Below are 24,863 nucleotides of genomic sequence, written 5' to 3'. Positions count from 1 at the left end.
CCGATCGCCACCGGAGACCAGGACCTCACCTGCCTGACCACCATGAGACTCACCTGACAACCCCCCGCCGGGTCGCGGCCACCGGCCGGCAGGGAAGGAGGTGCGTCCCGCGTGGACCACAGCACCGCCAGTCAGAGGTAACGGCAGATTGTCTCGGCTTGGCAGGTCGCAGGGTCCACTGTGCGGCTGGCGGACTGGAGCTGGGCCACTGCCTGACGCAGCTGCAAAAGGTCGGCTATCTGCTGGTCGATCTCATCCAGTCGAGTCACCAGGAGTGTATCGACGTGAGCGCAAGGTGCCTGTCCGTCATCGCGAATCCGGAGGATCTCACCGATGCGGGCAAGCGATAGCCCCGCGCTCTGGCCCCGCCGGATGAAATCGAGCCGGGAGATCACGTGCTCAGGGTAGTCACGGTAACCGTTGAGGGTTCGTTGTGGAGGCGGGAGAAGGCCCACGGATTCGTAGTAGCGAAGGGTTTTCGGAGTGGTGCCCGCCGCGGCAGCCAGTTCGCCGATCCTCATTGAAATTACCGCTCCTTCAAGACCGTCTGGTTTGACCTTCCAGTGCACTGGAGGGTCCATCCTAATGAGCGAAGAAAGAGAGGGGCCATCTGATGGAACTGGGTTTCGAATTCGATTTGGCGGTGGTGGGCTCCGGCGGGGCAGCCATGGCGGCCGCTATCACCGCTCGACAGGCCGGCAGGACGGTGCTGGTGATCGAGCGCGGCACCATGGGCGGCACCTGCGTGAACATCGGGTGCGTCCCGTCCAAGACGCTGCTGGCCGCTGCCGGCACCCGCCAGGCCGCACTGACCAATCCCTTCCCCGGGGTCCCCACCCTTGCCCGGGACGTTGATCTGGGAGCGCTGGTCAAGCAGAAGGACCAGCTGGTCACTCGACTGCGAGAGACCAAGTACGCCGACGTCGCGAACGCCCATGGCTTCGAAATCCGCCGTGGGGAGGCTTCCTTCCTCGATCCCGACACTCTGGTGATCGATGGGGATCCGGTGGCGGCCGGTTCGGTGGTACTGGCCACCGGAGCAGAACCGGCACTACCGAAGGAGGTAACCGGGCTGGACGAGGTGGAGCATCTGACCTCGACCACCGCCATGGAATTAACTGAACTGCCCGACTCCATGATCGTCATCGGCGGTGGCTACGTCGGTATCGAACAGGCCCAACTCTTCGCCCATCTGGGCACCCGGGTGACCATCATCGGCAGGATCACCCCTGCTGCCGAGCCGGAACTGGTCGCCATCCTTCGCCAGGCCCTGGCCCAGGACGGGATCACGGTGGTCGAAGAGCACGCCACCTCTGTCGACCGGCAGCACGCACAGGTCACAGTCCGCACCGCTTCGGGCCGCAGCCACTGCGCAGAGCGTCTACTGGTGGCCACCGGGCGTCGCCCGTCCACAGACCGCCTCAACCTGCCAGCCGCAGGAATCACCACCGACCCGGACGGATTCATCCTCGTCGACGAGCATCAGCGCACCACCAACCGGCGCGTCTTCGCCGCCGGTGACGCCACCTCGGCACCCCAGTTCGTCTACGTCGCTGCTGCCACCGGAAAAGCCGCCGCCGCCAATGCCCTTCGCACCGATCCGCAGGGCCCAGGCGAGGTCGTCGACTACACCGGACTGCCAGCGGTGATTTTCTCCCGCCCCCACCTGGCCACCGCCGGGCTCACCGAGGCCGCAGCCCGGGCCGCCGGGCACCGCTGCCAAACCCGGGTGATGAGCTTCGAAGACCTGCCGCGCGCCTTAGTCGACCAGGACACCCGCGGGGCGATCAAAATGGTCGCCGAAACAGAAACCGGAAGAATCCTCGGACTCAGCGCCATCGGAGACCACGCCGGAGAAATCATGCTCGCGGCGACCTACGCCATCACAGCCCGGATGACCACCCGCCAGATTGCCGACATCTGGGCCCCGTATTTGACCACTTCTGAAGTCCTGCGCCTGGTCGCAGGCACCTTCCACACCGAACTACCCACCTCCTGCTGCGCCTGAACACCGCCTCCACGTGGGGGCTTGGTCATTCGCGATCGAGGTATCCTGCCGCCTGGGCTTCGAGTCGAGGAGGATGACGTCATGCCGAAGGACGTCAATCCCGTTACTGAACCACCCCACCAAAGCGAACAAGGTGCCCTGGCGCGAACTGCTCTGGTCGTCTCCGTCGTACTGCTGGCCACGGCGGACCTCGGAGCTAAGACTTGGGCGGGCGGAGCACTGGCCGACGGCCATACGGTGGACCTGGGACTAATGCAGCTGCGCCTGGGCTTCAACTCCGGGGTGGCGTTCAGCCTCGGCGATGGCCTTCCCGCCGGCGTCGTTCTCGCCATCACTGGACTCATCATCGGTGCGCTGGCGATCTTCGCCTGGCGGGCCACCCGCACCGCAACGCGCACAGTACGACTGGCGCTGGCCCTGATCCTGGGCGGAGCTGTGGCCAACTTCATCGATCGCGCCACCGACGGGGTGGTGACTGACTACCTGCACACCGGTTGGTTCCCTACCTTCAACCTCGCCGATGTCTTCATCACCGGTGGCGCCGTGGTGCTGATCGTGGCCACCCTCACCGGTCGCGACAAGGCCGAGGCCTTGGAGATGCCAGCAGCTTCGGCCCGGCAAGCCAGGGGACCTCATGACCACTGAGGTGGCCGTAGCAGCGTTGGCTCTATATTTGTTCGGCCTGGTGGCCGCTGTCGGGGTGCGCTCCTAGCGCCACCATCAGAGCACCGGTTCCACCGCTTGCGCGGCCTGAGCGGTGCGCGCCCGGATCAGTCGGGAGGTGGGGTGAGATCTGGTGGCGGGTCAGCGACGATCACGACGCGCGATGTCAGGACCTGCGCGCCTTCCGCGACAGAGAGTCCGAGTTGCACCGATATTCTGCGGCAGATGCCTGGCAGCGGCTGACCCGGCAGGTCTATCCCCTGCCCGCAGAGCGCGAGCCCGCTTGGTCGGCAGCCAGTCGATGACGTCGCGCTCGCCTCTAGTTCGGTCGTACCTGTCCGACTAGGTGACGACGCGGCCGTACCCGGCCGATGCGGCCCGGCTCTGTCTCTTCCACCGCACGCCACGACCGGTGGGCCGGACCGAAGCGCCACATTATAGACTCTTGGCTAGCCGTTGCAGTCCGAACTGCGCCGTAACTTTTCCACGCCGGTGCGGCGCTCCGTTTGGAGATAGGGGTTGTCTCGGTTCAAGTGCGTGGAGCTAGATGGATGCGAGTGAGCTATGCGTAGGACCCCCTTCGTCGCGGTGATCGCCGCGGTCGCCCTGGGCCTGGCCGGGTGCACCTCGGAGAACACCGAGACCGAGACGGAGACGACCGCAGCCGCGACCGCTGGCGCGGCGCCCATTGTGGTGGAGGATGCGTGGGTCAAGGCCACTGACGTCAATGGGGGTACTGACCACGGCGAGGTCACTGGTGACCCCGGTTCCGGTGATTCGAACGCGCACGGCGACGGCGGCGCGATGGCACCGGTGTTTGGAATCGTGCGAAATCAATCCGATGCGGATGTCCGCCTGGTCGAGGTGACCTCCGCGGTTTCCGGTGAGGCCGAGTTGCACGAGACCGTCTCGGGGGCGGCGGGTGGCTCGATGATGCGGGCGCGAGAGGGCGGCTTTGTCATCCCGGCGGGCGGAGAGCTTGTGTTCGAGCCTGGCGGGAATCACATCATGCTGATGGGAGTGCACGAAGCGATCCGCACGGGCCAGGAAGTCACCGTGACCCTCACATTGGAGAACGGCGATACGAGCGAGATCGTCGCCTCGGCACGGTCGTTCGAGGGGGGCAATGAGCAGTACCAGGGCGGGGAGTGACGGGACATGGGCGACCAAAACCATCGCTCGGCGTTGAATCGCAGATCCTTCCTGGTCGGCGGGGCCGCCGTCGCCGGAGGTGCGGCGGGGTGGGGAGTTGGTGAGCGTACCGCCACTGCGCGGACCCCTGATCGCGACGCGGTGGCCAACTCTCGGGCCGTCGGCGCGGCCACCGAGCCCTTTTATGGTGACCGTCAGTCCGGCGTCACCACGGCGCCGCAGGCGCATGCGGCGTATGTGGCATTCGATCTGCGAGAGGGTGTTCGCGGCACCGACCTCATCGGCGTACTGCGAGCGTGGACGCAGGACGCGGCCCGGCTCACGCAGGGGCGCGGCGGTCTGGCCGACCTGCAGCACGAGTTGGCTGATGGACCGTCCCGGTTGACGGTGACCATCGGTTTCGGCCCGGAGCTGCTCGGCAAGGTCGGTCTTGGAGACCGCACTCCGGAGTGGTTGCAGCCGCTGCCGGACTTCCCACAGATCGACCGGCTTGAGGACCGGTGGTCCGGCGGCGATCTGCTGTTGCAGGTCTGTGCCGACGACCCGCTCACCGTCGCACACTCGGCCCGAATTCTGTCCTCAGGTGTTCGCGACGCGGTCACTCAGCGGTGGGCGCAGCGAGGGTTCCGCCGTGCCGTGGGCACCGACCCGTCCGGGCAGACACAACGCAACCTCTTCGGTCAGATTGACGGCACCGCCAATCCCTCACCGGCCGATGCCGACTACGACCAGTTGCTCTATTCCGATGGCGCCGACCGGCGATGGATGCGGGGCGGCACCTCCCTGGTGCTGCGCCGTATCCGGATGACGATGGACACCTGGGAAGAGATCGAACGAAGTTCCCGCGAGCTCTCGATCGGACGGAAACTCGACTCAGGTGCGCCACTGACCGGGACCGCGGAACACGACCCCGCAGACTTCGAGGCGATAGACCACACCGGGTTGACCGTCATCCCGGCAGAATCACACATCGCCCGGGCCCGGCCGCGGGTCCGGGCCGAGACGATCCTGCGACGACCGTACAACTATGACGATGCCCCCGATCCCGGCCAGATCAGCAACTCCGGCCTATTGTTTGCTTCCTACCAGGCCGACCCGGTACGCCAGTTCGTGCCGATCCAGCAGCGACTGGCAGAACAGGACATGCTCAACACCTGGACGGTTCCGATCGGCTCTTCCGTTTTCGCGATCCCACCGGGGTGCCAAGAGGGCGGCTACGTCGGCGAGAGCGCAGTGGAAGGATAGCCAGCTCAACCGTCAAGGATTAACGTTTCCGCCCAGCCTCACCGCCGAGCCAACAACTGACCGATTATCATCGAGTGATCACGTCAGGGCACGCACAAGTCGGGAAGCGACAAATCTGTTGACTAAAAACCTGAAACTCTCGCTAGCGCTGATCACGATTGCTCTGGTCGCCCTGGTTGTGGCGTTACTGGTTGCCGGGAATGATCCAGTTTCCGAGCAGGCAGCCACCGACGACAACCCGGACACCGCGCAGTTGGTTCGTGAGGACAGCCCCCGACTGTCCGAAGGCGGTGACGCTGTCTTCGTTGAGTTCCTCGATTTTGAGTGCGAAGCCTGTATCGCGCTCTACCCGACGGTCGAGGACCTCCGCGAGCAGTACGGGGATCGGGTGACGTTCGTGGTGCGTCACATGCCTTTGCACGACAACTCCATGGCGGCGGCCCTGGCCGCCGAGGCCGCCGCCGAGCAAGGCCAGTTCGAGGCCATGTACAGCAGATTGTTTGAAACGCCCGAGCAGTGGGGCCACCAACAAACCCCGCAGAGGGACACATTCTTCGGCTACGCCGAGGATCTGGGGTTGGACATGGACCGCTTCGAGCGCGCATACAACGACCCCGCCACCCTCAGTCGCATCGAACAGAGCAAGCAAGACGGCCAGCGCCTCGGGGTCACTGGCACGCCGACGTTCTTCCTGGACGGGGAGCGCCTCGACCCGACCAGCGTCACCGATCTAGAGAACAGCATCAATGCTGCCCTCGAATAGCCCTGCCACCCCGGTCGTACTATCTACCGACGTCGATCCGGATCAGGCCCCCCGTCGCAGACTCGCTGTTCTGCTGATCGTTGGTGGGCTCATCGGCCTGGTCGCGGCGGTTGTGCTGCTGGTGGAGAAGGTCGCGCTGCTCGAGAATCCTGACTACGTTCCGTCCTGCAGCATTAACCCGGTCCTGTCCTGCGGGTCGGTGATGACCACGGCGCAGGCCGAGGCTTTTGGTATCCCCAATCCGATCATCGGCATCGCCGGATTCGCCGCCACCGTGGCCCTCGGCGCCGCCCTCCTGGCAGGGGGAGCATTCCGGCGCTGGTTCTGGGCCGGCATCCAGATAGGTGTCACCTTCGCGGTGGTGTTCATCCACTGGCTGATCTATCAGAGCCTGTACAGCATCGGTGCCCTGTGTCCGTACTGCATGATCGTCTGGGCGGTAACGATACCGATCTTCTGGTATTGCACTGTCCACAATCTTCAACCTTTGCGCCGCAGCGACTCGGCCGCTCTCGCACGAATTGTCGCCACGGTCACCGACTATCGCGGTGCGATCCTCACCACCTGGTACCTACTAATCTTGCTGCTCATCACTCACCGCTTCTGGGACTACTGGATCACTCTCGTCTAGAGACGCCCACCGGTTAGCTGACCGGTGTTTCCGAGTCACTTTTCGGGGTCAGTCGGGGCGGCTCACCGCAGCCTGCGGCGGCCCAAGTTCAGAGTTTCGCGCCCTGGACATATTTCAGCCCTACTGCCCGACTCCGGTCCAGTAGAGGGCACCACTGCGGGCGATCGCAGACGATCAGATGTCGAAGCGGCTTCGCTGTCGCAAGCTGCGCCGACGCTCGGCGGCGAACCGGTCACCATAGCGATCCCGCATGGCTGCCGCCACGAGCCGGTCCGAGTCCACGACCTCATCCAGCGAGCCCTCATCGACCGTGGCTGTGGAAAGGCCAGGCCCGCCCTGTGAGCTCGTGCTGTCCTCGCCAGGGCGGACGGGGCGGTTCTCGGACCCGCCCGGCGGCACCGTGCCGGTGTCGTTCTCGTCGTCTTTCAGACGACGGCGTTGGCGTAGCTCACTCCACACGAAGTAGCCGAGGCCGACGGGGGCCATGATCCCGAAGGCCATCCACTGCAGGCCGTATGACAAGTACGGGCCCGACTCGAGTGACGGCAGGGGCATCGGTTCCAGAGATCCCGGCTGTTCGCCGGGGAGCTGGAGGTAATAGGGCGACAGTTCTGTGCCGAGGAGGTCAGCGATGGCCGGGGGGTCGATGTTGCGCACCATGTTCCAGTCGTGCAGCACAATAGGATCGGCGGGTGCGTCCATTGGGATCCTGAGGCGAGCAGCGATGGTGACCTCGCCTGGCGGCGCGGGCGGGAAGTCCGGGACCGTGTTGTTCTCGCCGACGCGGACCCATCCGCGGTTGACCAGCAGGGTGTCGCCGCCGTCGGTGCGGAACGCGCTGAGGGCCTGGTAGACGAGTTCGCCGTCGACGGACTGCATCCTCAGCAGGACATCCTCCACGGGTAGGTAACTCCCGGTTGCAGCAACGAGATGCCATTGGGAGTCCTCGAGAGTTCCGTCGCGCCCGACCACTTCCTCCAGCGGGACCGGCCCTGCAACGCCGCCGTCGACAAGTTGGGCGTTGCGGGCCTTGAGATCATCGTATTTGTTCAGCTGCCAGGGGGCGAGCGTCGTCAAGCATAGGTAGACGAAAAGGCCGACGAATAGAACGGTGATCAACCACCCCGGCTTGATCATGCGAGAGATCCGCTTCACCTGGCACATAGTAGTCTTGCCGACTTTCCAATCACCGGCCGCATCGCGGTGGCGCGGGGCTGGTGCGCGGCCCCGTTAATCCGCCGGACCGGTCCACGAGCTGGGACTGGCTGAGAGATATCTTGTAAAGATGAGCAACTTAGCGCGTACCTACCACACGAACGTCGGGGCGCCAGCCCGCAAGGCTCTGCTAGTAAGTGTGCTTGTGGCCGTGTTTGGATTGGGCGCCTGCACGGTCGAGGATGCTGAGAACGACGCGCAGGCGGATCAGCAGCCGGTCGAAGTCGTTCCCGCAGCGATCGCGACGTCCTATGAAGACGCCGAGTCGCAGGCGAACCCCTCGGAGCCGATCGTCCTGGACGTGACCGATGGCGTCTTCGACGAGGTCACCGCTACCAACGAACAGGGTCGCGAGGTCGAGGGGGCGTTCAACGAGGAGCGCACGACGTGGCGCACTACCGAAACTCTCGGGTACAACCGCACCTACTCGATCGAGGCCACAGCGACCGGCGCCGGGGGCGAGCAGATTTCTGATACCTCGTCCTTCAGCACGATCGTCCCAGGTGACACCGCCAACGCCTCTCTCGTTACCGGTCAGGAGACCACAGTGGGTATCGGGCAACCGGTCGCAGTGCTCTTTGACAAGCCGATCAAGGACCGCCGCGCCGCCGAGGCGGCCATCGAGGTCACCACGACCCCCGAAGTGGAGGGGGCGTTCTATTGGGTGTCGCAGTCCGAAGTCCGCTGGCGACCGGCCCGGTACTGGGATCCGGGCACCGAGGTCACCGTCGACGTCAACATCTACGGCGCTCATCTCGGTGGTGATCTCTACGGCGCCCAGGACACCGGTAGCGACTTCTCGATCGGTGACGCTGTCGTCACCACAATCGACGACGACACCAAGATGATGACCACCACTGTCAACGGCGAGGTCACCAACTCGGTGCCGGTCTCACTTGGTAAGAGTTCGACGCCGACCCCCAACGGCGTCTACTACGTCAGCGACAAGCACGCGTCGATGATCATGGACTCCTCCACGTTCGGGGTCCCGGTCGATTCACCGGAGGGGTACCGGACACCGGTCGACTGGGCGACCCGCATCTCCTACAGCGGCATCTTCGTCCACGGCGCCCCCTGGTCGGTCTGGGCGCAAGGCAATACCAACGTCAGCAACGGCTGCATCAACGCCACCAACGCAGAGGCAAAGTGGTTCTACGACAACCACACGCTCGGAGACGTCGTCGAGGTGGTCAACACCGTCGGTCCCACGCTGGAGGGCACCGACGGCTTGGGCGACTGGAACATCCCGTGGCAGACCTGGAAGACCGGCAACGCCGACCAGCTGTGACAACCCCGCCCGAAGAAAGAAAACCACTGCGTCGTCGCTGACTGATCCGAGCAGATCTCCCGCAGCGACCAGACCCGCCCGGCGTTCCCCCGCCAAACAGCGCCACCCTGCGGAGGTCAGATCTAGACTCGCACTCCTTGTGCCGCGAGCCAGGTCACCGGGTCGACCCACTGACCGGTAGCGGCCTGTACGCGAAAGTGCAGGTGGGGTCCGGTGGAATCACCGCGGTTACCGACGGTCCCGATCACGTCACCGGCGTTGACCCGCTGACCGACGCTGACGAAGTTCTGGTCATTGTGGCCGTACTCCAACAGCTCGCCGTCATCGGTGCGGATGCGGATCCAGATGCCGTACCCTGCGGCCGGGCCCGAGGCTTCGACAACGCCGCTCTTGGCGGCGTAGAGCGGTGTGCCGATGGGGGCACCAAAATCGGTGCCGTTATGGAAACTACCCCAGCGCGGGCCATACCCAGAGGTGAGCGTGCCCGTGGTGGGGGCATGTGCACCCACCACCTGTGGGCTACCGGTGCTGTCGCCGAGGGAGCCGAACCCGAGCCCGGCGGCGTACTGCCTGACCTCATCTGGGGCGACTCCGAACTGGTCCCCGATCATCTGGATCTCGGCGGGCCCGATGCCGAACTGGGCGGCCGCGGACTGGATCGCCTCGACGATCTGGGGTTGATCGATCGCGGCGGGCTGAGCGGCGGCGGCCGGGGCGAAAGCCAGACCAACACCGCCCGAGAGCGCGGCGCCGACAACGGCGCTGCCAACAAACCGCGATACCGTCGAGTTCGAGTTGGCCACACGATGGCGCCCGCCGGCCGCAGTCACGTTGTGCACGCCCAAACGCTCGCAGAGCTCTGCGACGGTCACCCGGGTCGAGTCGGTCATGGGCTGTCTCCATCGTTCGTGGTTTCGTGATCCCGCGCCACGAAAACGACGCAGGTGACCGATCTCATCGGCAACACGAGCGAATATAACAAACCGATATCGATCTTGTCACCCTTAACAGAAAATTCGTGACCATTTCCGGCTTCCTGAACCCGGTTAGAGAACGCGCTCGCCAATCTGGGCGCCCCCGACCCAGAAGAAGCTTGGCAGCGCCCGTCTTACGCGAGAGTCGGCACACCCCCGTGTGTAGTTATGACGATCGTCACAAGCATGCGATCGCCTTGCGGCCGCGACTAGTCAGCAACTACCTTTGCCCGAGTACAGATCACGAAATGATCACGGTTGGGCGACGACAGGATGCGGGGGACGGTGGAGAAGCGAGCAGGACCTAAGCACGCCGCTCGGTCGGCCAGCTCACCCCGGCGGCGTCGCGGAGCCCATCGTCGGCCTTCCCGGCACAACCCCCAGGGCATCGCCGCCGTTATGGCCCTGGCCGCGGGTGCTTCGATTGCCGCGGCGGCGAACCCCGCCGACGATCAGCAGATCGTCCTCCTGGCGACCGACGAGCCACCGTCTGGTAGCGCTGAGGCCCCGCGCGCCGAAGATGTCCCGGTCGCGACCCCCTCGGTGCCGCGCTTTCTCGCCTCCGATGACGCGGGCGAGTCAAACGAGCCCGGGCCTGACTCCTCCGCTGCAAGTTTTATCGACACCTTGCAGGTGGGCACCGAGCTCAACTACCAGCGTGAGATCGCCGAGGAACAGGCGCGACGCCCCATTGTGGCCCTCCCGGCCCTCGGTCTGACAACATCCTCATTCGGCCCCCGGTGGGGTGCGACCCATTCGGGTCTTGATGTGGCCAACGCCATCGGTACACCGCTGTTCGCCGCGACCGATGGGGTCGTCATCGACTCAGGCCCGGCTTCTGGCTTCGGAAATTGGATTCGGATCATGTCGCCGGACGGCTTTATGACCGTCTACGGCCACAACGACAGCAACATAGTCCAAGTCGGCGACACTGTCGTAGCTGGTCAGCAGATCGGCCTGATGGGCAACCGCGGTTTTTCCACCGGCCCACATGTGCACTTCGAGGTATGGGGCGACGGTGGCTCGCGGGCTGTCGATCCGGTGGCGTGGCTGGCAGAACGGGGCGTCACGGTCGGCTCGGACTCGACCAACAGCGCCGTGTGAGGGCCGCAGCCGCCCCTCCTGGCCCGGACTGGCAACGGACGCACCGCTGCCCGGCGCACCCCGCCGGCGCTGGGCGTCAGCTGTGCCGGACCACCGACAAGACGACGCCCACCGGAACACTCACTACCAGGGTCGCGATAATTATCCGGTAGAGCACGAGATGCCACGTCCGCCCGCGCAAGTGCCGCACTGTGACCAGGAACAACATGAGTGATATCAGCAACAGCACTCCGCCGGTGGCCACCGTGACCACAGATCCGGCCAGGGTGCCAACCAGTACCGCACTGTTGGCCAGGTTGTAGACCAGAAGTTCGACCACACGCACGCGACGGGACAGTGTGGCGCCAGCAAGCAGTGCCTGCCCTCCGCCCAGCCCTGCCTGGGCCACCCCCGCAACGAGCACCAAGTAGGCCGCCGCCCACGAGCCATCGGCGAAACCGGTGGGACCGGTGAGCGCAGCCACCAGACCGCCCACGATGATCGCGGCGATTCCGACGAGCACAAACTCCCGCATCGCCCGCCAGTGCACGCCGGTCAACGCTGCCTCAGTAGGCCCACCGTTGCCGAGCATGTCGCCCATTTCCGATCTCCATCGTCGACTTTGCCCGCTCGTGCCGTTTCACGCCCTCCGGTCGGTCTGGGACATCTCGCGGAGCATCTCGTTATAGGCCTTGAGTTCGGTGTCGTCGTCACGGTCGGCCTGCCGTTCACCGCGCCGGGCCTCACGCATGTCGGACTGGAACCACTGCCAGGCCAGGGCGAGCATGACGATGAACAGCGGGATCTCCCCCGCCGCCCACGCGATGCCGCCGCCGACCTGCTGGCTCTGCAGCAGATCTGGGATCCAGGGCAGCCCGATCCCCGAGTACCAAGACTCGGCGAGGACGGTTTTGTAGTTCATGACCAGGATGCCGAAGAAAGCGTGGAACGGCAGCGAGCTCAGTAGCACCATCAGTTTGTAGAGCGGGGAGAAGTGACGCGGCGCCGCGTCGACTCCGATGATCACCCAGTAGAACAGGTAGCCACTGATGAGGAAGTGCACGTTCATGAACATGTGGCCCATGTGATCGGAGGCCAGTGCCTCGTAGAAGCCGCCGAAGTAGATCAGGTAGAACCCTGCCACGAACTGCACCGAGGCCACGATCGGGTGAGTGAGAAACCGCGACAGCGGGTTGTTGATGAACTCGACGATCCACTCGCGCGGTCCCGGCGGGTTGCCGCGTCCCGCCGCCGGCAGCGCCCGCAGGGCCAGGGTCAACGGTCCACCGAGGGCGAGAAGGACCGGGACGAGCATCGAGATGAGCATGTGTCCGAGCATGTGGCTGGCGAAGTCGGCCATCATGTACATCCCCATACCGGAGCTGGTGGTCAGGAACAGGATCACGCAGCCCGACACCCACGCCACGGTCCGGCCCACGGGCCAGGCATCGCCGCGCCGGCGCAGGGTGATGAGCCCCCACACGTAGAGCCCCAGCAGGATCACCGAGGCCAGGCCGAGCACCAGGTCGAAGCGCCACGTCCCGAACACCGTGGCGAACGAGAAGGGGCCGGGCAACTCGAAGCCCAGCAGCGACTCCTGGCGGGTGGGGATGTAGAGCGGCGCCGGGGGCGGGGTGCGGCCGAGAGAGACCGATAGGCCCAACGTTCCCGCCATGACCATCGTCTCGACTAGCCCGATCCGCAGCAGCGTGCCCCGGTCGACCGGGGCGTTGGCGGACCTGGACTCAATCCGCGAGATGATGCGCCGGCGGATGGCCAGCCCGAACACCGCCAACAGTGCCAAGCACAGTGCTTTGGCCACCATGAGCAGCCCGTAGGTCGAGGACAGCAGGTCCGAGGGGTGCAGGCGCACGATCGCATTGATGATCCCGGAGAATCCGAGCGCGACAATCGCCACCGTGGCCACCACCGAATATCGACGCAGCGCCAGTGCCACCCGGGAGCCGCCGCGCATCGCGTGGGCGATCACCGCAACGAGCCCGCCGACGTAGAACGCGGCAGCGAACAGGTGGATGATCAGCGAGTTGGTCGCGATGTCGTGGGCGGTGCCGCCCGAGGCGTGGCCTGTAGCGGCAACGGGTAGGAGCGAGAGCACCGTGACGCCCAGCCAGATCACCGACCAGCGCCAGCTCATGGTGAGCCGTTGCCCGACTGCGGCGACCAGCGCGAGGATCGCGGCCCAGCGCCAGGAGGATGCCACGTCGATCTGCGTGATGGCCACGATCCACTGGTCCGGTGGCAGGGACTGCCAGAGCGTACGCCCGGATACGTCCGACAGGGTCAGCGGGATGAGCAGCGCCGCTGCCACAGCCCATGTGATGTTGGCCCACGAGGAGATCTGTTGCGCGCGGTAGCCGTCGACGTCGAGGGTCTTGTCCTTCTGCGGCGGGGTGAAGAACGCGGCGAACAGCGCCATCCCCACCGCCACCGACGCCAGCAACTCGGCGATCGCGCGGACCGCCGGTAGTCCGGCCGTGGTGAGCAGACCCGGGTCCGGCACCCCGATCAGCTCCAGCGCCAGTTCGGTAGACATCCGCGAAAGCGGGATCACCACCCCTGCCGCCACCACCGCGAGCAGGAGAACGACGGGCACCACACTGCGAGTCCGCAGCGCTCCGACGGTGGCAGCGGCCTTGGACGAGGGTGCCTTCAACGGCGACATGACCTCTATCGTAGGAAGCTGCTGCCCCCGGGGTCGATTCGCGCCTGCTAACCCCGCTGATTCACGGGCCGGTGTGACTGCTGCTGTCGGGTGACGGCGGGCTTGTTTTCGCGTAAGGGCGTGCGGGGGTGCCGGCTGGCGCTGCCGGTGGGCGGGTCTCCGGGTGGTGATGTCGAGGGCGGGCAGGTGAGATCAGGCTGGTTTGGGGATCGCGGCGATCTTGTTGAACGCGGCGACGATGGCGGTGGCCCAGGGCCACGTTTCGGGGATCTTCACCCGGCGTCGCCGGCCGCTACGGGTCAGCCGGGCTGCGACGTGCAGGAAGCGGTAGCGCAGCGCTTTGGGCTCGCACAAGGCCAGAACCGCAGCCTCGCCGGTACAGGCCAGCATCCGTGTCCACGCCACCAGATCTGCGGCGAGCATCACCGCCACCAACCAGGCCTGGTTGAGCGCGAACTCGCGTGAGGGCAGACGGCCAAGACCGGTGTCCTTGGCGTGACGGATCCGGTCCTCTACCCGGGCGTGCGCCCGATGCCGTGCTTCAAGAAACTGCAGTTGCCCGGTGGTGGTGTTGGTGGCAAACGCCTGGTAGCGCCACCCGTCGATCTCCTCGAACATCGACAACTGGGCGCCGGGGTGGGGTCGTTCGCGGCGGACGATGACCCGCATCCCGTCTGGCCACTTGGCGAGCATCCCGGGAGCGAGAAATCCGGTCAGCTCGGCAACCTCGGCCCCGTCCCGGATGTCACCGGAGGGATTGAGCGCTGGTCCCCACGCGGCCTCGGGGCAGGTCACGATGGCCCGGCGAATCGGGGCGGTGATGGAGAACCCGACCGAGTACTCCACCCGTCGACCACGGACGCGGTTCTGCTCGGTGATCCAATCCAACAGGTCGTGAGAGGCGCCGGCGCCGTCCGAGCGGATCAGCAGGTCACGCCGGTGAGCAGCGGGGATCTGCGCGATTGCCTGGCCCAGGACGTCGATGTGGTCGGCAGCGGTGTTGGAGCCAGCATTGCCCGGGCGCAAGCTCGCGGCGAGAAACTCTTCTGTGTTGTCGCACCACACGCCGATCGGGTGGTAGCCGAACGTGCGCTTATACGTCGGAGCTGCATGTTCCTTCTCGCTGTGGGTGACCACGATGGTGGCATCCACATCGAGCACGACCGTCGATCCCAGATCCCGCCCCGCACACGCCGATGCGGGCACCCCGCCGGGCAGGTGCGACCACACGTGCCGCCGGGTGCGGGCACGCGCGACCTGGATCTTCTTGCGCTTGCCGGCAGTGACCTCATCGAGCGTGCGCCACACCGTCGGCGCCGACGCCACTGGGCCCAGGGCCCCGGACTGGTGGCGCAGGACGCCGATGTCGGAGATGGACTCGCCGCCATCGGCGAGCATCACCGCGGTATCGATCAGCACACGGCCGCGGTCGTGGATCGGGATAAATTGTCGGCGAGCCATGGCCCCTGACAGCTCGGCGGTCAGACCGACCTGATCAGCCAGAAGTCGAGGCGCGATGGCCCCGGCGTGGGCGATCACCCCGACACCATCAGCAGTAACGGACAGACCGGCCGACCACGAAGTACGCTTCACCTACCGAGTGCTTTCTGCTGGAGAACATGGAACCTTAGACAAGTCCCAGTTTCCCCTGTTCAGGAAGCACTTCGGTCTATTTTCGCCCAGCGATCCGCAGATCCCCGTGAATCACCGGGGTTCGTGGGCGGCTCTGGGACCGGCAAATCCCGTTGATACCGCCACGCCGAGCAGCCCCGCAGGCCGGACCCCCACTATAAGTTCGTCAAAGTGTGAGCCGCCCATGGCCGCTTATCGCACGTCAGGCGTGTTGGACTGCGGGCGATTCCCGGTCTCGCACAGCGGCGGTTTCCAGTTGGATGGTGGCGTGGTCGAAGGAGACGGGAAAGTGTTCCTTGACGCAGGTGAGGATCTCCTCCAAGATCTGCGGTGCGTGACCGGATTCGAAGCACTGATCTTCGACCACGACATGCGCGGAGATGACGGGCAGGCCAGTACCGATCATGGAGGCGTGCAAGTCGTGCACGTCCCGAACATGTTCCAGCTCCAGTATGTGGTCTCGAACCTCATTCAGATCGAGTCCCGGGGGGGTGTACTCCATCAGCACCCGAACCGTCTGGCGCAGTAGCGCGACCGCGCGCGGGATGATCAAGGCGGCGATGAACAGCGCGGCGATGGTGTCGGCTCGCTGGAAGCCGGTGGTGTTGATGACGACCGCGGCGATGATCACCCCGACCGACCCCAGTGCGTCGTTGAGTACCTCCAGAAATGCTGCACGCATGTTGAAATTGGCTTCGCGTCTGGAGGCGAGCACCATAATCGCGGCGACATTGGCGGCCAGGCCGATCACGCCGAACACCAACAGTTCGGTGCCGGGCACCACCGCCGGTTCAAATAGTCTGCGCACGCCTTCGATCGCGGCGTAGCTACCGACAACGATCAGCAGGACGGCTTGCCCTAGCGCGGCGATGACCTCGATCCTGGCGAACCCCCAGGTCCGCTTACTACTGGGTGGACGCAACATCATCGTCGCGGCAATGACCGCGACCAGCAATCCCGACGCATCAGCCAACGCATGGGCCGTATCGGTGAGCAACGCCAGACTGCCAGTGATCACACTGCCGACCGCTTGCGCCACCACGATGATCGCGGTGATGCTAAACGCGATCAGCAGCCGGCGACGCATCCCGCGATCGACCTGCTGAGAACCAACCCCATGATCGTGGCCATGACTATGTCCCATACCCCACTCACCCCTGCCCGAGGTTCAGTTCATCGTGATCTCGATGATCACGCAAAGACGGCGACACCCCGGAGGCACCGAGCACAGCATCCGCGGCCTCCACCAGATCCGCCAGCCGGGCCGGCTCAGCCAACGAAAACCACGAGGAACGCCCCTCGATCCGCATCCTGACCAACCCGCAGTCGCGCAGGCACGCCAGATGCTTACTCACCGTCGACTGCGCCAGATGCATATGGTCGACCAGATCCCGCACCCGATGTTCGCCACTGATCAGATACTCCAACAACGCCAGACGAGTCGGCTCAGCCAGAGCATGGAACAACACTGCATAGGCGCTCCGATCCTCCAACGTCACCGCATCAGGCACCCTAAAATTAATCGCCATATAGCGATATTAGCACCATTTAGCGATAAGTGGGCAGGCCCGCTCGTGCCTCGGCTGCGGCTCACAACGGTTTGGCTCACCCTTCCGCGCCAGGGGGATGACGCAGGACCGGCACCCGGTGTGGTGTCAAAGAGGTAGCGGCGCCGGCCGGTGTGCGTGTCGGACTTCTTCATGTTCGACAGTGTGCCCACTCGGGGGTCGCGCGAGCTGCCTCGTACGTGCGGCACGCAGACCATTGAGTATGACGAAGACTTCGGCGACCTCGTGGACCAGGACGACGGCCGCGAGCCCCAGGATTCCGGTGATCGCGAGCGGGAGCAGCACGATGATGATCGCCAAGGACAAGATGATGTTCTGAGAGATGACGCGACGGCCATGGCGGGCGTGGTCTATGGCCCGCGGGATCAGTCGTAGATCGTCGCCTGTGAACGCGACATCCGCTGACTCGATCGCAGCGTCGGAGCCTGTGGCTCCCATAGCGATTCCGATGTCCGCAGAGGCCAGCGCGGGAGCGTCGTTGACACCATCGCCGATCATCGCCACCGGCCCGCAGCCACGGTCACGCAACTCGGCGACGGCGTGCGCTTTGTCCTGCGGACGCAGTTGGGAACGCACATCGGCTATCCCTGCCTCGGTGGCCAGAGCGTCAGCAGTACGGGTGTTATCGCCAGTGAGCATCGATACGCCCATGCCCTGCAAGGCCAGCGATGCCATAACCTCCCTGGCCTCCGGACGCAGTTCGTCGCGCACCCCGATCGCCCCGACCGGGTGATCGTCGCGGTGGACGATCACCACTGTGACGCCGCTGCTCTCCATGGCGTGAATGCGCTCTGAGAAAGGGCCCGGGTTGAGCCAGCGTGGGCTGCCGACGGCGGTGCGGACGCCATCGATGAGGCCGGTGATTCCCTCGCCGGCGGTCTCGGTGACCTCCCGCGCGGCGGGGACTTCGGTTGCTGTGGCGGTGATCGCCGCGGCCAGCGGATGGGTGCTGTGGGCCTCGAGAGCGGCCGCCCAGCCGAGGACCTCACCCTCGGACGCCTCGCCGCTGGTGAGAACCTGCGTGACGGTGGGCTGATTTCGGGTCAAGGTGCCGGTCTTGTCCACGGCCACGTGCCGCAGGTAGCCCATGCGCTCGAAAGCGGCACCCGATTTAATAATCACCCCGAACTTGCTGGCCGCACCGATCGCGGAAACGACCGTGATCGGCACCGAGATCGCCAGCGCACACGGCGAGGCGGCGACCAGAACCACCAGTGCTCGCTCGATCCACAGCCCGGGATCGCCGACGATCGAACCGATCAGGGCAACCAAAGCAGCCAGGACGAGCACACCCGGCACCAGCGGACGAGCCAGACGGTCAGCGATACGTGCCCGCTCCCCCTTTTCTGCCTGTGCCTGCTCAACCAGTCCCACCACCGTGGTCAGGGAATTGTCTGTCCCCGGGGCAATCGCCTCCACCTCCAGAACACCGGAGGTGTTGATCGATCCGGCCAACACCTCATCGCCTGGGCCAACCTCGACGGGAATCGATTCACCGGTGATCGCCGAGACGTCAAGACTGCTCTGCCCAACACGAACGATCCCGTCGGTGGCCAGGCGCTCCCCGGCGGCCAGACGGATGACGTCGCCACGCTCCAGCAACTCGACGCCCACGGTGCGGGCGACGCCGTGGGTGCCGAGGACCGTGGCACTGGACGGGATCAGCGCCAACAGCGCCCGCAGGCCCGAGCGGGCCTTGTCCATCGCCCGATCCTCCAACGCCTCGACGATGGAGTACAAGAAGGCCAAAGCGGCGGCCTCCTCGATGAACCCCAGCGCGACCGCACCGGCGGCGCTGATCGTCATCAACAGCCCGATGCTCAGCCGACCCCTCGCGAACAGGCCCCGCACAGCGCCCGGAACAAACTGCGAAGCACCCAGAAGTAGAGCGATCCAGAACAGCCACGCTGCCGCAGTCCCAGCCCAGGCGCCACGGACGAACCATTCGAGGACCAGACCCAGCACAAGTGTGAGCCCTGAAAACACCGGAATGAGCACAGCGCTGTTGCGCCACCACGAAGCATGCTCCTCAGAGCCAGTCACCGGCTCGGCTGGCTCACAACCACACGCGGACGTCGTCACCGCCGACCCCCCTCGGAACCGCAGCACCCCTGGACCGGACACTGCACATCCAGACAGGGTGCGTTCTCGTCGACGGCCAGAGTCGTCTCGACCAGCGCGTTCAACGCGAGTGCCAGATGGGCATCGACGATCTCGTACCGATGCTGTCGCCCTTCCAACTCGGCGACGACAATCCCGCAATCCCTGGGGCAGGCCAGATGATTCGACACATTCGACCGCGTCAACCCCAACCCCTGGGCAATCTCGGCCGGATACACAGGCCCCTCCAGCAGCCTCAGGGGAATACGAGACCGAGTCGGATCAGCCATCGCGCGACCAAGCCGGTTCATCACGTCCTGGCGCGAAACAACAGTCAGCATACGCTGAACAGTACAGCGTCGAGTGAACCAACCCTGGCTGCGGTATCCGAACACAAGAGGCGCTGAAGCCACGGGGCAACTTAAGATGGGCGGGTACGTCCCAGTCGACCGCAGATCTACAGCTCTGACCGAGTCGTACAGGCCGTTTCAAAGGTCGGGTATCGGCTATGGCACGATCAGACAGTGGGACGATCTCGCTGGCGCCAGTCACCTCACTGGTGTTCGAGAGAGCCACCCCGTGCGGCACCGCCGGTTCGGAGCCGAGGGGCATTGACCCGTCGCAGACCGGAGTGAGCAGCATGGGCAGTATCCGAAACGTTGGTTTCCGCGCGCGACTGTGGGGGGCCCTGTGTGGCGGCGCACTAGTCCTCACAGGTTGTGGGACCGGCACCGATGCGGTCGCGCAGGGCGGCACGTTCGAGTTTGTTAGCCCGGACGGACAAGTCGAAATTCACTACGCCGAAGAAGAACGGAAGCCGGTCGCCGAGCTCGCCGGCCCCGATCTACTTGATCCAGACCAGACCATCGGGCTCGCCGACTACGAGGGCGAAGTGGTGATCCTCAATACGTGGGGCCAATGGTGTGCGCCCTGTCGCACAGAGGTCGATGATCTTCAGCGTCTTCACGAGGAGTTCGAACCGCAGGGAGCGACCGTCCTCGGCATTAATCTGCGCGATCCCAATCGCGACAAGCCGGTCGACTTCGTGCGCGACAACAGCGTCACCTACCCGTCGATCTGGGACCCCACCAACAGGGTCGTGGGCGCACTTCGCGGTTTCCCTACCTCGATCGTGCCAGCGACCCTTCTGCTTGACCGGCAGCACCGGGTGGCCTCGGTGTATCTGGCAGAAATCACCGATTACCAACTCCGGGACGTTGTAGCCGAGCTGGTGGCCGACGATGCAGGTGTCACGTCGTGACGGGCGTTGTCGATCTAGTCGTCGCCGGCGCCGTGTCGCCGGCAGATGGGCTGGTGCTCGCGCAAGGTATCGGTTCTGCGTTCCAGCAGACTGCGGCCAGCGGGCCCCTTCTGTTGGCACTCGGTGCGTGCCTTCTCGCCGGTCTGGTGTCGTTCGCCTCGCCCTGTGTAATCCCGCTGATCCCCGGTTATCTCGCGTACCTGTCCAGCGTCGTGGGCGCCGAGCGGCCACCGGTCACCGTGGCGCAGGCCGAACAGCGCCGCAGCGAGTCTCAAACGATCACCCTTGAGGAAAAGAAGGCCAGGAAACACTCGCGCTACCGGGTCGTCGGGGCATCACTGCTCTTCGTCGGCGGGTTCACGGTCGTGTTCGTCTTACTCAGTGCGATGGTGCTCGGCACCGTCCAGTACCTCGCACCGCACGAGATGCTGCTTCAGCGCATCGGCGGGGTCATCACCATCGTCATGGGGCTGGTCTTTATCGGCTTCGTGCCGGCACTGCAACGAGATACCCGATTCCAACCCAAGGCCGTCTCTACCTGGGCGGGGGCTCCCCTACTCGGTGGAGTGTTCGCGCTCGGCTGGACCCCATGTCTGGGACCGACGCTGGCGGCCGCACTGTCCGTCGCCGCGGGCAGCGGCTTTAGCGGCACACGCGGCGTCATGCTCATCGTGGCCTACTGCCTCGGGCTGGGATTGCCGTTCATCCTCGTCGCCTGGAGCTCCACCTGGGCACTTCGAACTGTCGGCTGGCTCCAACGCAACAGTCGACGAATTCAGATCATTGGCGGCGTCTTGCTCATTGCAGTGGGAATAGCGCTGTTCAGTGGCGTGTGGGCGTTGTTCATCGCCTGGCTGCGGGACTTCGCGATCACCGACACAGTGCTACCGATCTAGCGTGCCCAACGGACTTGTGTTGACAACCGCGCCCTAGCTGCAGGCTCACCAAGGCCTGAGTCAGAGAGAGACGATGAGTGACCCCTCGGCTGCGCCCAGCAGCACCTATCGCAGGACCCTGCTGAATCGGATTATCTCGCCGCTGCGCAACGCCTGGCGTGTCCTGACCAGCATGCGAACCGCGCTTGTTCTCCTTTTCTTCCTAGCCATCGCTGCCATACCTGGCGCGTTACTTCCCCAGCGCAGCCTCAACCAGGGCAACGTCAACGACTTCATCGCAGAGAATGGGTTTATCGGTGAGATCTACGACCGGCTTCAGCTGTTTGACGTATTCAGTTCGTGGTGGTTCACCGCGATCTACGCGCTGCTGTTTACCTCTCTGATCGGATGCCTTCTCCCGCGGTCCTTCGACCTGGTACGGCAACTGCGCGCCGCGCCACCAGCCACTCCCAGAAATCTTGGACGACTGCCTCATTCGGCCACACTGGTCACCACGGCCACGCGCCAAGAAGCGTCAGCGGCCGTGGACCATCAGCTCAAGAGGTGGCGCCGCACAGTGAGAGAAGGCGACGGGCGAATCCCCGGCGCAACCGAGTTCTCCGCCGAACGCGGATACTCACGCGAGATCGGGAACATCGTCTTCCACTTCTCGCTGCTTGGACTGCTCATCGCCTTCGCGGTCGGAAAGTTCATCTACTACGAAGGCATGCGGGTCATCATCGCCGAACCAGACTCCCCCGCCTTCTGCAATACCACGCCCGCCGCCTTCGACTCGTTCCGCGCAGGCCTGCTCGTGGACGGCACGAACCTGCACCCATTCTGTTTCAACGTCAAAGACTTCGCGGCCGACTATCTTCCGACTGGTCAAGCCGCGATGTTCCGGTCCAACATCGATTACACCACCGATCTGACAAATACCGATCCGACGACCTGGGACAAAGTTCAACTACGGGTAAATCACCCCCTGCGTCTCGACAATGTTCGCGTGTACCTGCAGGGCCATGGGTTCGCTCCTCGGTTCACTGTCACGTTCCCAAACGGCGAGGTACGTACGGACATCCAGCAATGGCAACCGGATGAGCTAGTGACTTTTCTATCCTCCGGGATTCTGCGCTTTGACCAACCTGCCGGCATGTACCCCCGTCTCGAGGACCGCCGCAAGAACCAGATCGTGATCCAAGGGCTCTTTGCTCCGACCGCACAGTTTGACGGCAACCTCCTATCCTCTAGGTTCCCCTCGATGACCGATCCGGCCGTCGCGATCGATGTTCTTCGGGGCGACACAGGACTCGACTCTGGGCAACCTCAGTCAGTGTTCTCCCTCGACCCGGCGCTCATCGAGTCCGGCGCTCTAGAACGCGAAGCCCGCGTCAATCTTCGCCCGGGCGAATCAACCGAACTGCCGGACGGCACAACGGTGACATTCGACGGAGCCGAGGAATTCGCCAACTTCCAGGTTTCCTACGATCCGGCACAAAACTGGGTCGGCATTTTCGCTCTCACGATGGTGGGAGGGCTCGTGCTCTCACTTCTGGTGACCCGTCGCCGCCTCTGGGCGCGCATCACCACCGCGCAGGACGGCAGGACCGTCATCGAACTGGGCGGGCTTGCCAAAACCGATCGCGCGGGGTGGGGTCGAGAATTCGACATCATCCGCGATCGGCTGACGGACGCGGCGGCCTCCACGCCGACCAGCATGAACGACCAGGAACACTCGAACGGCACGGCGGCAGCCGCCGGCGCCCCAGGAAGGGACAGGAATCAATGATCGTCCACTCTTTGGCACAGCGAGTGCTCGCTGAAGTGCCCATCGACGAGACGTTATCGTCCTACAGCGACACGACTTACCAGACCGCGTTCGCGCTCTACGCGGTGGCTATGATTGCGGCCATCGTCTACTACGCGATGTATCGAGAGCCCCGCAGTACCACGCACATGTCAGCAGACGTTCGCCAAGCAGAATCTCAGGAGGCGCCGGACGGTACGGTGCTCGTCCGTTCGACGTCACTTACCGGAAGCGGCGAGGAAGACAAACGCTCGGACCGCGGCACCAGCTGGGCGAAAATCTCCCTGCTATTCACCTCAGCCGCCTTCCTTTTCCACGCCGCTTCAGTGCTGCTTCGAGGGCTCGCGACAGACCGAGTGCCGTTGGGCAATATGTACGAGTTCATCTCGTTCACCTGCCTGCTCGCGATTGGCACATCGTTGGTCGTGCTGCGAAAACCAGCGCTTCGCACCGCCTGGCCGTTTGTTCTTGCGCCAGTTCTGGTTCTGCTCTTCTTTGGTGGGACGAGTCTGTATTCAGATGCGGCACCTGTCGTACCTTCGCTCCGCTCATACTGGCTGCCTATACACGTGTCGATTATCGGCCTCGGCGCGGCACTGTTCCTCCCGTCCGGAATCGCCAGCATCCTGTACCTGTTGCGCACGTGGCAACCAAAGGGCCAAGAACAAGGTCGATTCGCAGGCCTGGCCAGGCCACTCCCGGGAGCGGAGGTACTCGATCGCGTCGCCTATCGAACGGCGATCATTGGCTTTCCCATCTTCAGTGTCGGAATCATCCTCGGCGCAGTATGGGCAGAAGGAGCCTGGGGCCGTTTCTGGGGCTGGGACCCAAAAGAAACGGTCAGCTTCATCTCGTGGGTCATCTACGCCGGCTACCTGCACGCGCGCAGCACCAGCGGATGGGGACCAAAACGAGCGGCGTGGATCAATATCCTCGGTTTCGCAACCACCGTGTTCAATCTCTTCTTCATCAACATCGTCGTCTCAGGCCTGCATTCCTATGCCGGACTGAACTGAGTCAGACCCTGTAAACCTCTAGTCCGGTGAGGGAACCTTGTACGATCCGCCGCGCCCTTCGCCCACCGCTCGGGAGTCCCGCAGCCTTGAGCCAATGGGGCCACGTCACCAGCGCTACCTCCGAGCTCGCCGAACTCGCAGCCCGTGGGCAAATGATGCCTTTCGCCACCGACCGCTACATGGAGACTTCGGTCGCCTCTGACGTCAGGCTGCTTACTCCCAAACGAGTTGGTGCGCTCCGGTGTGGAGTTGGCCTCTCGGTGGCGGCCTTCTGTGATTGTTCACTTGCGGCAGGGAAGAGCGCCGTTAGAGTCCGAAAGCTCCGCCGCTGATCAGAATGAAGACGCCCAAGCCGATCAGGACAATCGGGAACAGGATGTGCTCCCAGCGCTCCAGGACTTCGGCGATCGGCCGGCGGGTGGCGACGAACTTGGCCAGGCCCACCAGTCCTGCCACCAGCACTAGGAACACGACGCAGTAGGCGACCACGGCTCCCGGGCCCACGTTAAGAAAGACGGGGACGTAGACGCCGATGTTGTCTCCGCCGTTGGCGAAGGTGACGGCGGCCACGGTCCACACGGTGACGTTCTTGCCGTCGATTTTTGCGTCGTCGTCATCATCGTCCCCGCGCCAGGCCTGCCACGCGGCCCATAGTCCCAAGCTCAATGGGATCAGTCCGAAGTAGGGGATGGCCCCTGGGGGCAGGAAGACCCCCGCGCCCAGGGCGACGAGTACAGCGGCGCCGAGGATGCCGACGAATCCGAGATACTGGCCGGCCAGGATGCGGGTAGTGGTGCCGCGTTGGCCTGCTCCGCGGGCGAAGAACAGTGAGAGGACGATGATGTCGTCGATATTGGCCCCGCTGATTCACGGGCCGGTGTGACTGCTGCTGTCGGGTG

At 64.6% G+C, this 24,863-nt stretch carries 23 protein-coding genes; 12 read left to right on the top strand and 11 right to left on the bottom strand.

All coding sequences use genetic code 11. The features are described from left to right. Positions 1–131: 131 nt before the first annotated feature. The gene (locus tag CK206_RS19275) at positions 132–521 is read right to left on the bottom strand and encodes a heavy metal-responsive transcriptional regulator (protein WP_096907655.1); all 390 of its coding nucleotides are present in this window, start codon (positions 519–521) and stop codon (positions 132–134) included. Positions 522–613: 92 nt separating this feature from the next. Here CK206_RS19275 and merA point away from each other — a divergent pair, with 92 nt between their 5' ends. The 6 genes from merA (at position 614) to CK206_RS19245 (ending at position 6,462) form a co-directional block, all read left to right on the top strand. Next, positions 614–2,008 carry a mercury(II) reductase gene (merA, locus tag CK206_RS19270; protein WP_096907653.1) on the top strand — a complete coding sequence of 465 codons (1,395 nt, stop codon included), beginning with the start codon at positions 614–616 and terminating at the stop codon, positions 2,006–2,008. A gap of 81 nt (positions 2,009–2,089) precedes the next feature. After that, positions 2,090–2,653, top strand: a complete 564-nt coding sequence (gene lspA, locus CK206_RS19265) for a signal peptidase II (RefSeq protein ID WP_254050726.1) — start codon at positions 2,090–2,092, stop codon at positions 2,651–2,653. A gap of 606 nt (positions 2,654–3,259) precedes the next feature. Further along, positions 3,260–3,823, top strand: a complete 564-nt coding sequence (locus CK206_RS19260; RefSeq protein WP_254050643.1) for a copper chaperone PCu(A)C — start codon at positions 3,260–3,262, stop codon at positions 3,821–3,823. 6 nt (positions 3,824–3,829) lie between these two features. Then, positions 3,830–5,068, top strand: coding sequence for a Dyp-type peroxidase (locus tag CK206_RS19255; protein ID WP_096907652.1), 1,239 nt, complete (start codon positions 3,830–3,832; stop codon positions 5,066–5,068). 118 nt (positions 5,069–5,186) lie between these two features. Then, the gene (locus CK206_RS19250) at positions 5,187–5,831 is read left to right on the top strand and encodes a thioredoxin domain-containing protein (protein ID WP_096907651.1); all 645 of its coding nucleotides are present in this window, start codon (positions 5,187–5,189) and stop codon (positions 5,829–5,831) included. Continuing rightward, positions 5,815–6,462 (top strand): vitamin K epoxide reductase family protein, encoded by a 648-nt coding sequence (locus CK206_RS19245; RefSeq protein WP_096907650.1) that lies wholly within the window; start codon positions 5,815–5,817, stop codon positions 6,460–6,462. The genes CK206_RS19250 and CK206_RS19245 overlap by 17 nt, the downstream gene beginning before the upstream one ends. A 174-nt stretch (positions 6,463–6,636) precedes the next feature. Here CK206_RS19245 and CK206_RS19240 read toward each other — a convergent pair whose 3' ends face one another. Then, the gene (locus CK206_RS19240; RefSeq protein WP_216824198.1) at positions 6,637–7,599 is read right to left on the bottom strand and encodes an SURF1 family protein; all 963 of its coding nucleotides are present in this window, start codon (positions 7,597–7,599) and stop codon (positions 6,637–6,639) included. Between the two features lie 223 nt (positions 7,600–7,822). Here CK206_RS19240 and CK206_RS19235 point away from each other — a divergent pair, with 223 nt between their 5' ends. Further along, entirely contained in the window at positions 7,823–8,965 is a 1,143-nt protein-coding gene (locus CK206_RS19235) for an Ig-like domain-containing protein (protein ID WP_254050725.1), read from the top strand. Positions 8,966–9,087: 122 nt separating this feature from the next. Here CK206_RS19235 and CK206_RS19230 read toward each other — a convergent pair whose 3' ends face one another. After that, positions 9,088–9,837 carry a M23 family metallopeptidase gene (locus CK206_RS19230; protein WP_254050724.1) on the bottom strand — a complete coding sequence of 250 codons (750 nt, stop codon included), beginning with the start codon at positions 9,835–9,837 and terminating at the stop codon, positions 9,088–9,090. Between the two features lie 501 nt (positions 9,838–10,338). On the opposite strand from CK206_RS19230, the gene CK206_RS19225 reads away from it, so the two are divergent. Further along, positions 10,339–11,043, top strand: coding sequence for a M23 family metallopeptidase (locus CK206_RS19225; RefSeq protein WP_096907646.1), 705 nt, complete (start codon positions 10,339–10,341; stop codon positions 11,041–11,043). 76 nt (positions 11,044–11,119) lie between these two features. Here the strand turns inward: CK206_RS19225 and CK206_RS19220 are convergent, their stop codons facing one another. The 7 genes from CK206_RS19220 to CK206_RS19190 form a co-directional block, all read right to left on the bottom strand. Continuing rightward, a complete protein-coding gene (locus CK206_RS19220) occupies positions 11,120–11,623 on the bottom strand; it encodes a hypothetical protein (protein ID WP_216824197.1) in 504 nt (167 codons plus the stop codon). A gap of 39 nt (positions 11,624–11,662) precedes the next feature. Then, positions 11,663–13,705 carry a cytochrome c oxidase assembly protein gene (locus CK206_RS19215; protein WP_096907644.1) on the bottom strand — a complete coding sequence of 681 codons (2,043 nt, stop codon included), beginning with the start codon at positions 13,703–13,705 and terminating at the stop codon, positions 11,663–11,665. Positions 13,706–13,897: 192 nt separating this feature from the next. Further along, a complete protein-coding gene (locus CK206_RS19210) occupies positions 13,898–15,298 on the bottom strand; it encodes an IS1380 family transposase (protein ID WP_096905723.1) in 1,401 nt (466 codons plus the stop codon). A 241-nt stretch (positions 15,299–15,539) separates the two neighbouring features. After that, on the bottom strand, positions 15,540–16,481 hold the full coding sequence (locus CK206_RS19205) for a cation diffusion facilitator family transporter (RefSeq protein ID WP_096907643.1): 942 nt from the start codon (positions 16,479–16,481) through the stop codon (positions 15,540–15,542). 7 nt (positions 16,482–16,488) lie between these two features. Beyond that, positions 16,489–16,866 (bottom strand): helix-turn-helix transcriptional regulator, encoded by a 378-nt coding sequence (locus CK206_RS19200; RefSeq protein WP_143337797.1) that lies wholly within the window; start codon positions 16,864–16,866, stop codon positions 16,489–16,491. A 126-nt stretch (positions 16,867–16,992) separates the two neighbouring features. Then, positions 16,993–18,987 carry a heavy metal translocating P-type ATPase gene (locus CK206_RS19195; protein ID WP_371607177.1) on the bottom strand — a complete coding sequence of 665 codons (1,995 nt, stop codon included), beginning with the start codon at positions 18,985–18,987 and terminating at the stop codon, positions 16,993–16,995. Beyond that, positions 18,984–19,346, bottom strand: coding sequence for a helix-turn-helix transcriptional regulator (locus CK206_RS19190; protein ID WP_096907641.1), 363 nt, complete (start codon positions 19,344–19,346; stop codon positions 18,984–18,986). The genes CK206_RS19195 and CK206_RS19190 overlap by 4 nt, the downstream gene beginning before the upstream one ends. A 299-nt stretch (positions 19,347–19,645) precedes the next feature. Here CK206_RS19190 and CK206_RS19185 point away from each other — a divergent pair, with 299 nt between their 5' ends. The 4 genes from CK206_RS19185 to ccsB all read left to right on the top strand — a co-directional run bounded on the left by CK206_RS19185 (position 19,646) and on the right by ccsB (position 23,964). After that, on the top strand, positions 19,646–20,266 hold the full coding sequence (locus tag CK206_RS19185) for a TlpA disulfide reductase family protein (RefSeq protein ID WP_096907670.1): 621 nt from the start codon (positions 19,646–19,648) through the stop codon (positions 20,264–20,266). After that, entirely contained in the window at positions 20,263–21,162 is a 900-nt protein-coding gene (locus tag CK206_RS19180; RefSeq protein ID WP_096907640.1) for a cytochrome c biogenesis CcdA family protein, read from the top strand. Before CK206_RS19185 ends, CK206_RS19180 begins: the two co-directional genes overlap by 4 nt. Before the next feature lie 73 nt (positions 21,163–21,235). Continuing rightward, a complete protein-coding gene (locus tag CK206_RS19175; protein WP_096907639.1) occupies positions 21,236–22,930 on the top strand; it encodes a cytochrome c biogenesis protein ResB in 1,695 nt (564 codons plus the stop codon). Next, entirely contained in the window at positions 22,927–23,964 is a 1,038-nt protein-coding gene (gene ccsB / locus CK206_RS19170) for a c-type cytochrome biogenesis protein CcsB (RefSeq protein ID WP_173674857.1), read from the top strand. Before CK206_RS19175 ends, ccsB begins: the two co-directional genes overlap by 4 nt. A 306-nt stretch (positions 23,965–24,270) precedes the next feature. On the opposite strand, the gene CK206_RS19165 is transcribed toward ccsB, so the two are convergent. Beyond that, the gene (locus tag CK206_RS19165; protein ID WP_096907561.1) at positions 24,271–24,831 is read right to left on the bottom strand and encodes a cadmium resistance transporter; all 561 of its coding nucleotides are present in this window, start codon (positions 24,829–24,831) and stop codon (positions 24,271–24,273) included. Positions 24,832–24,863 lie beyond the last annotated feature (32 nt).

It is taken from the genome of Dietzia sp. WMMA184 (assembly GCF_002441635.1).
Lineage (GTDB): Bacteria > Actinomycetota > Actinomycetes > Mycobacteriales > Mycobacteriaceae > Dietzia > Dietzia kunjamensis.
The sequence above is the reverse complement of the archived record's forward strand: the minus strand, read 5'-3'. Positions and strand labels throughout refer to the sequence as shown.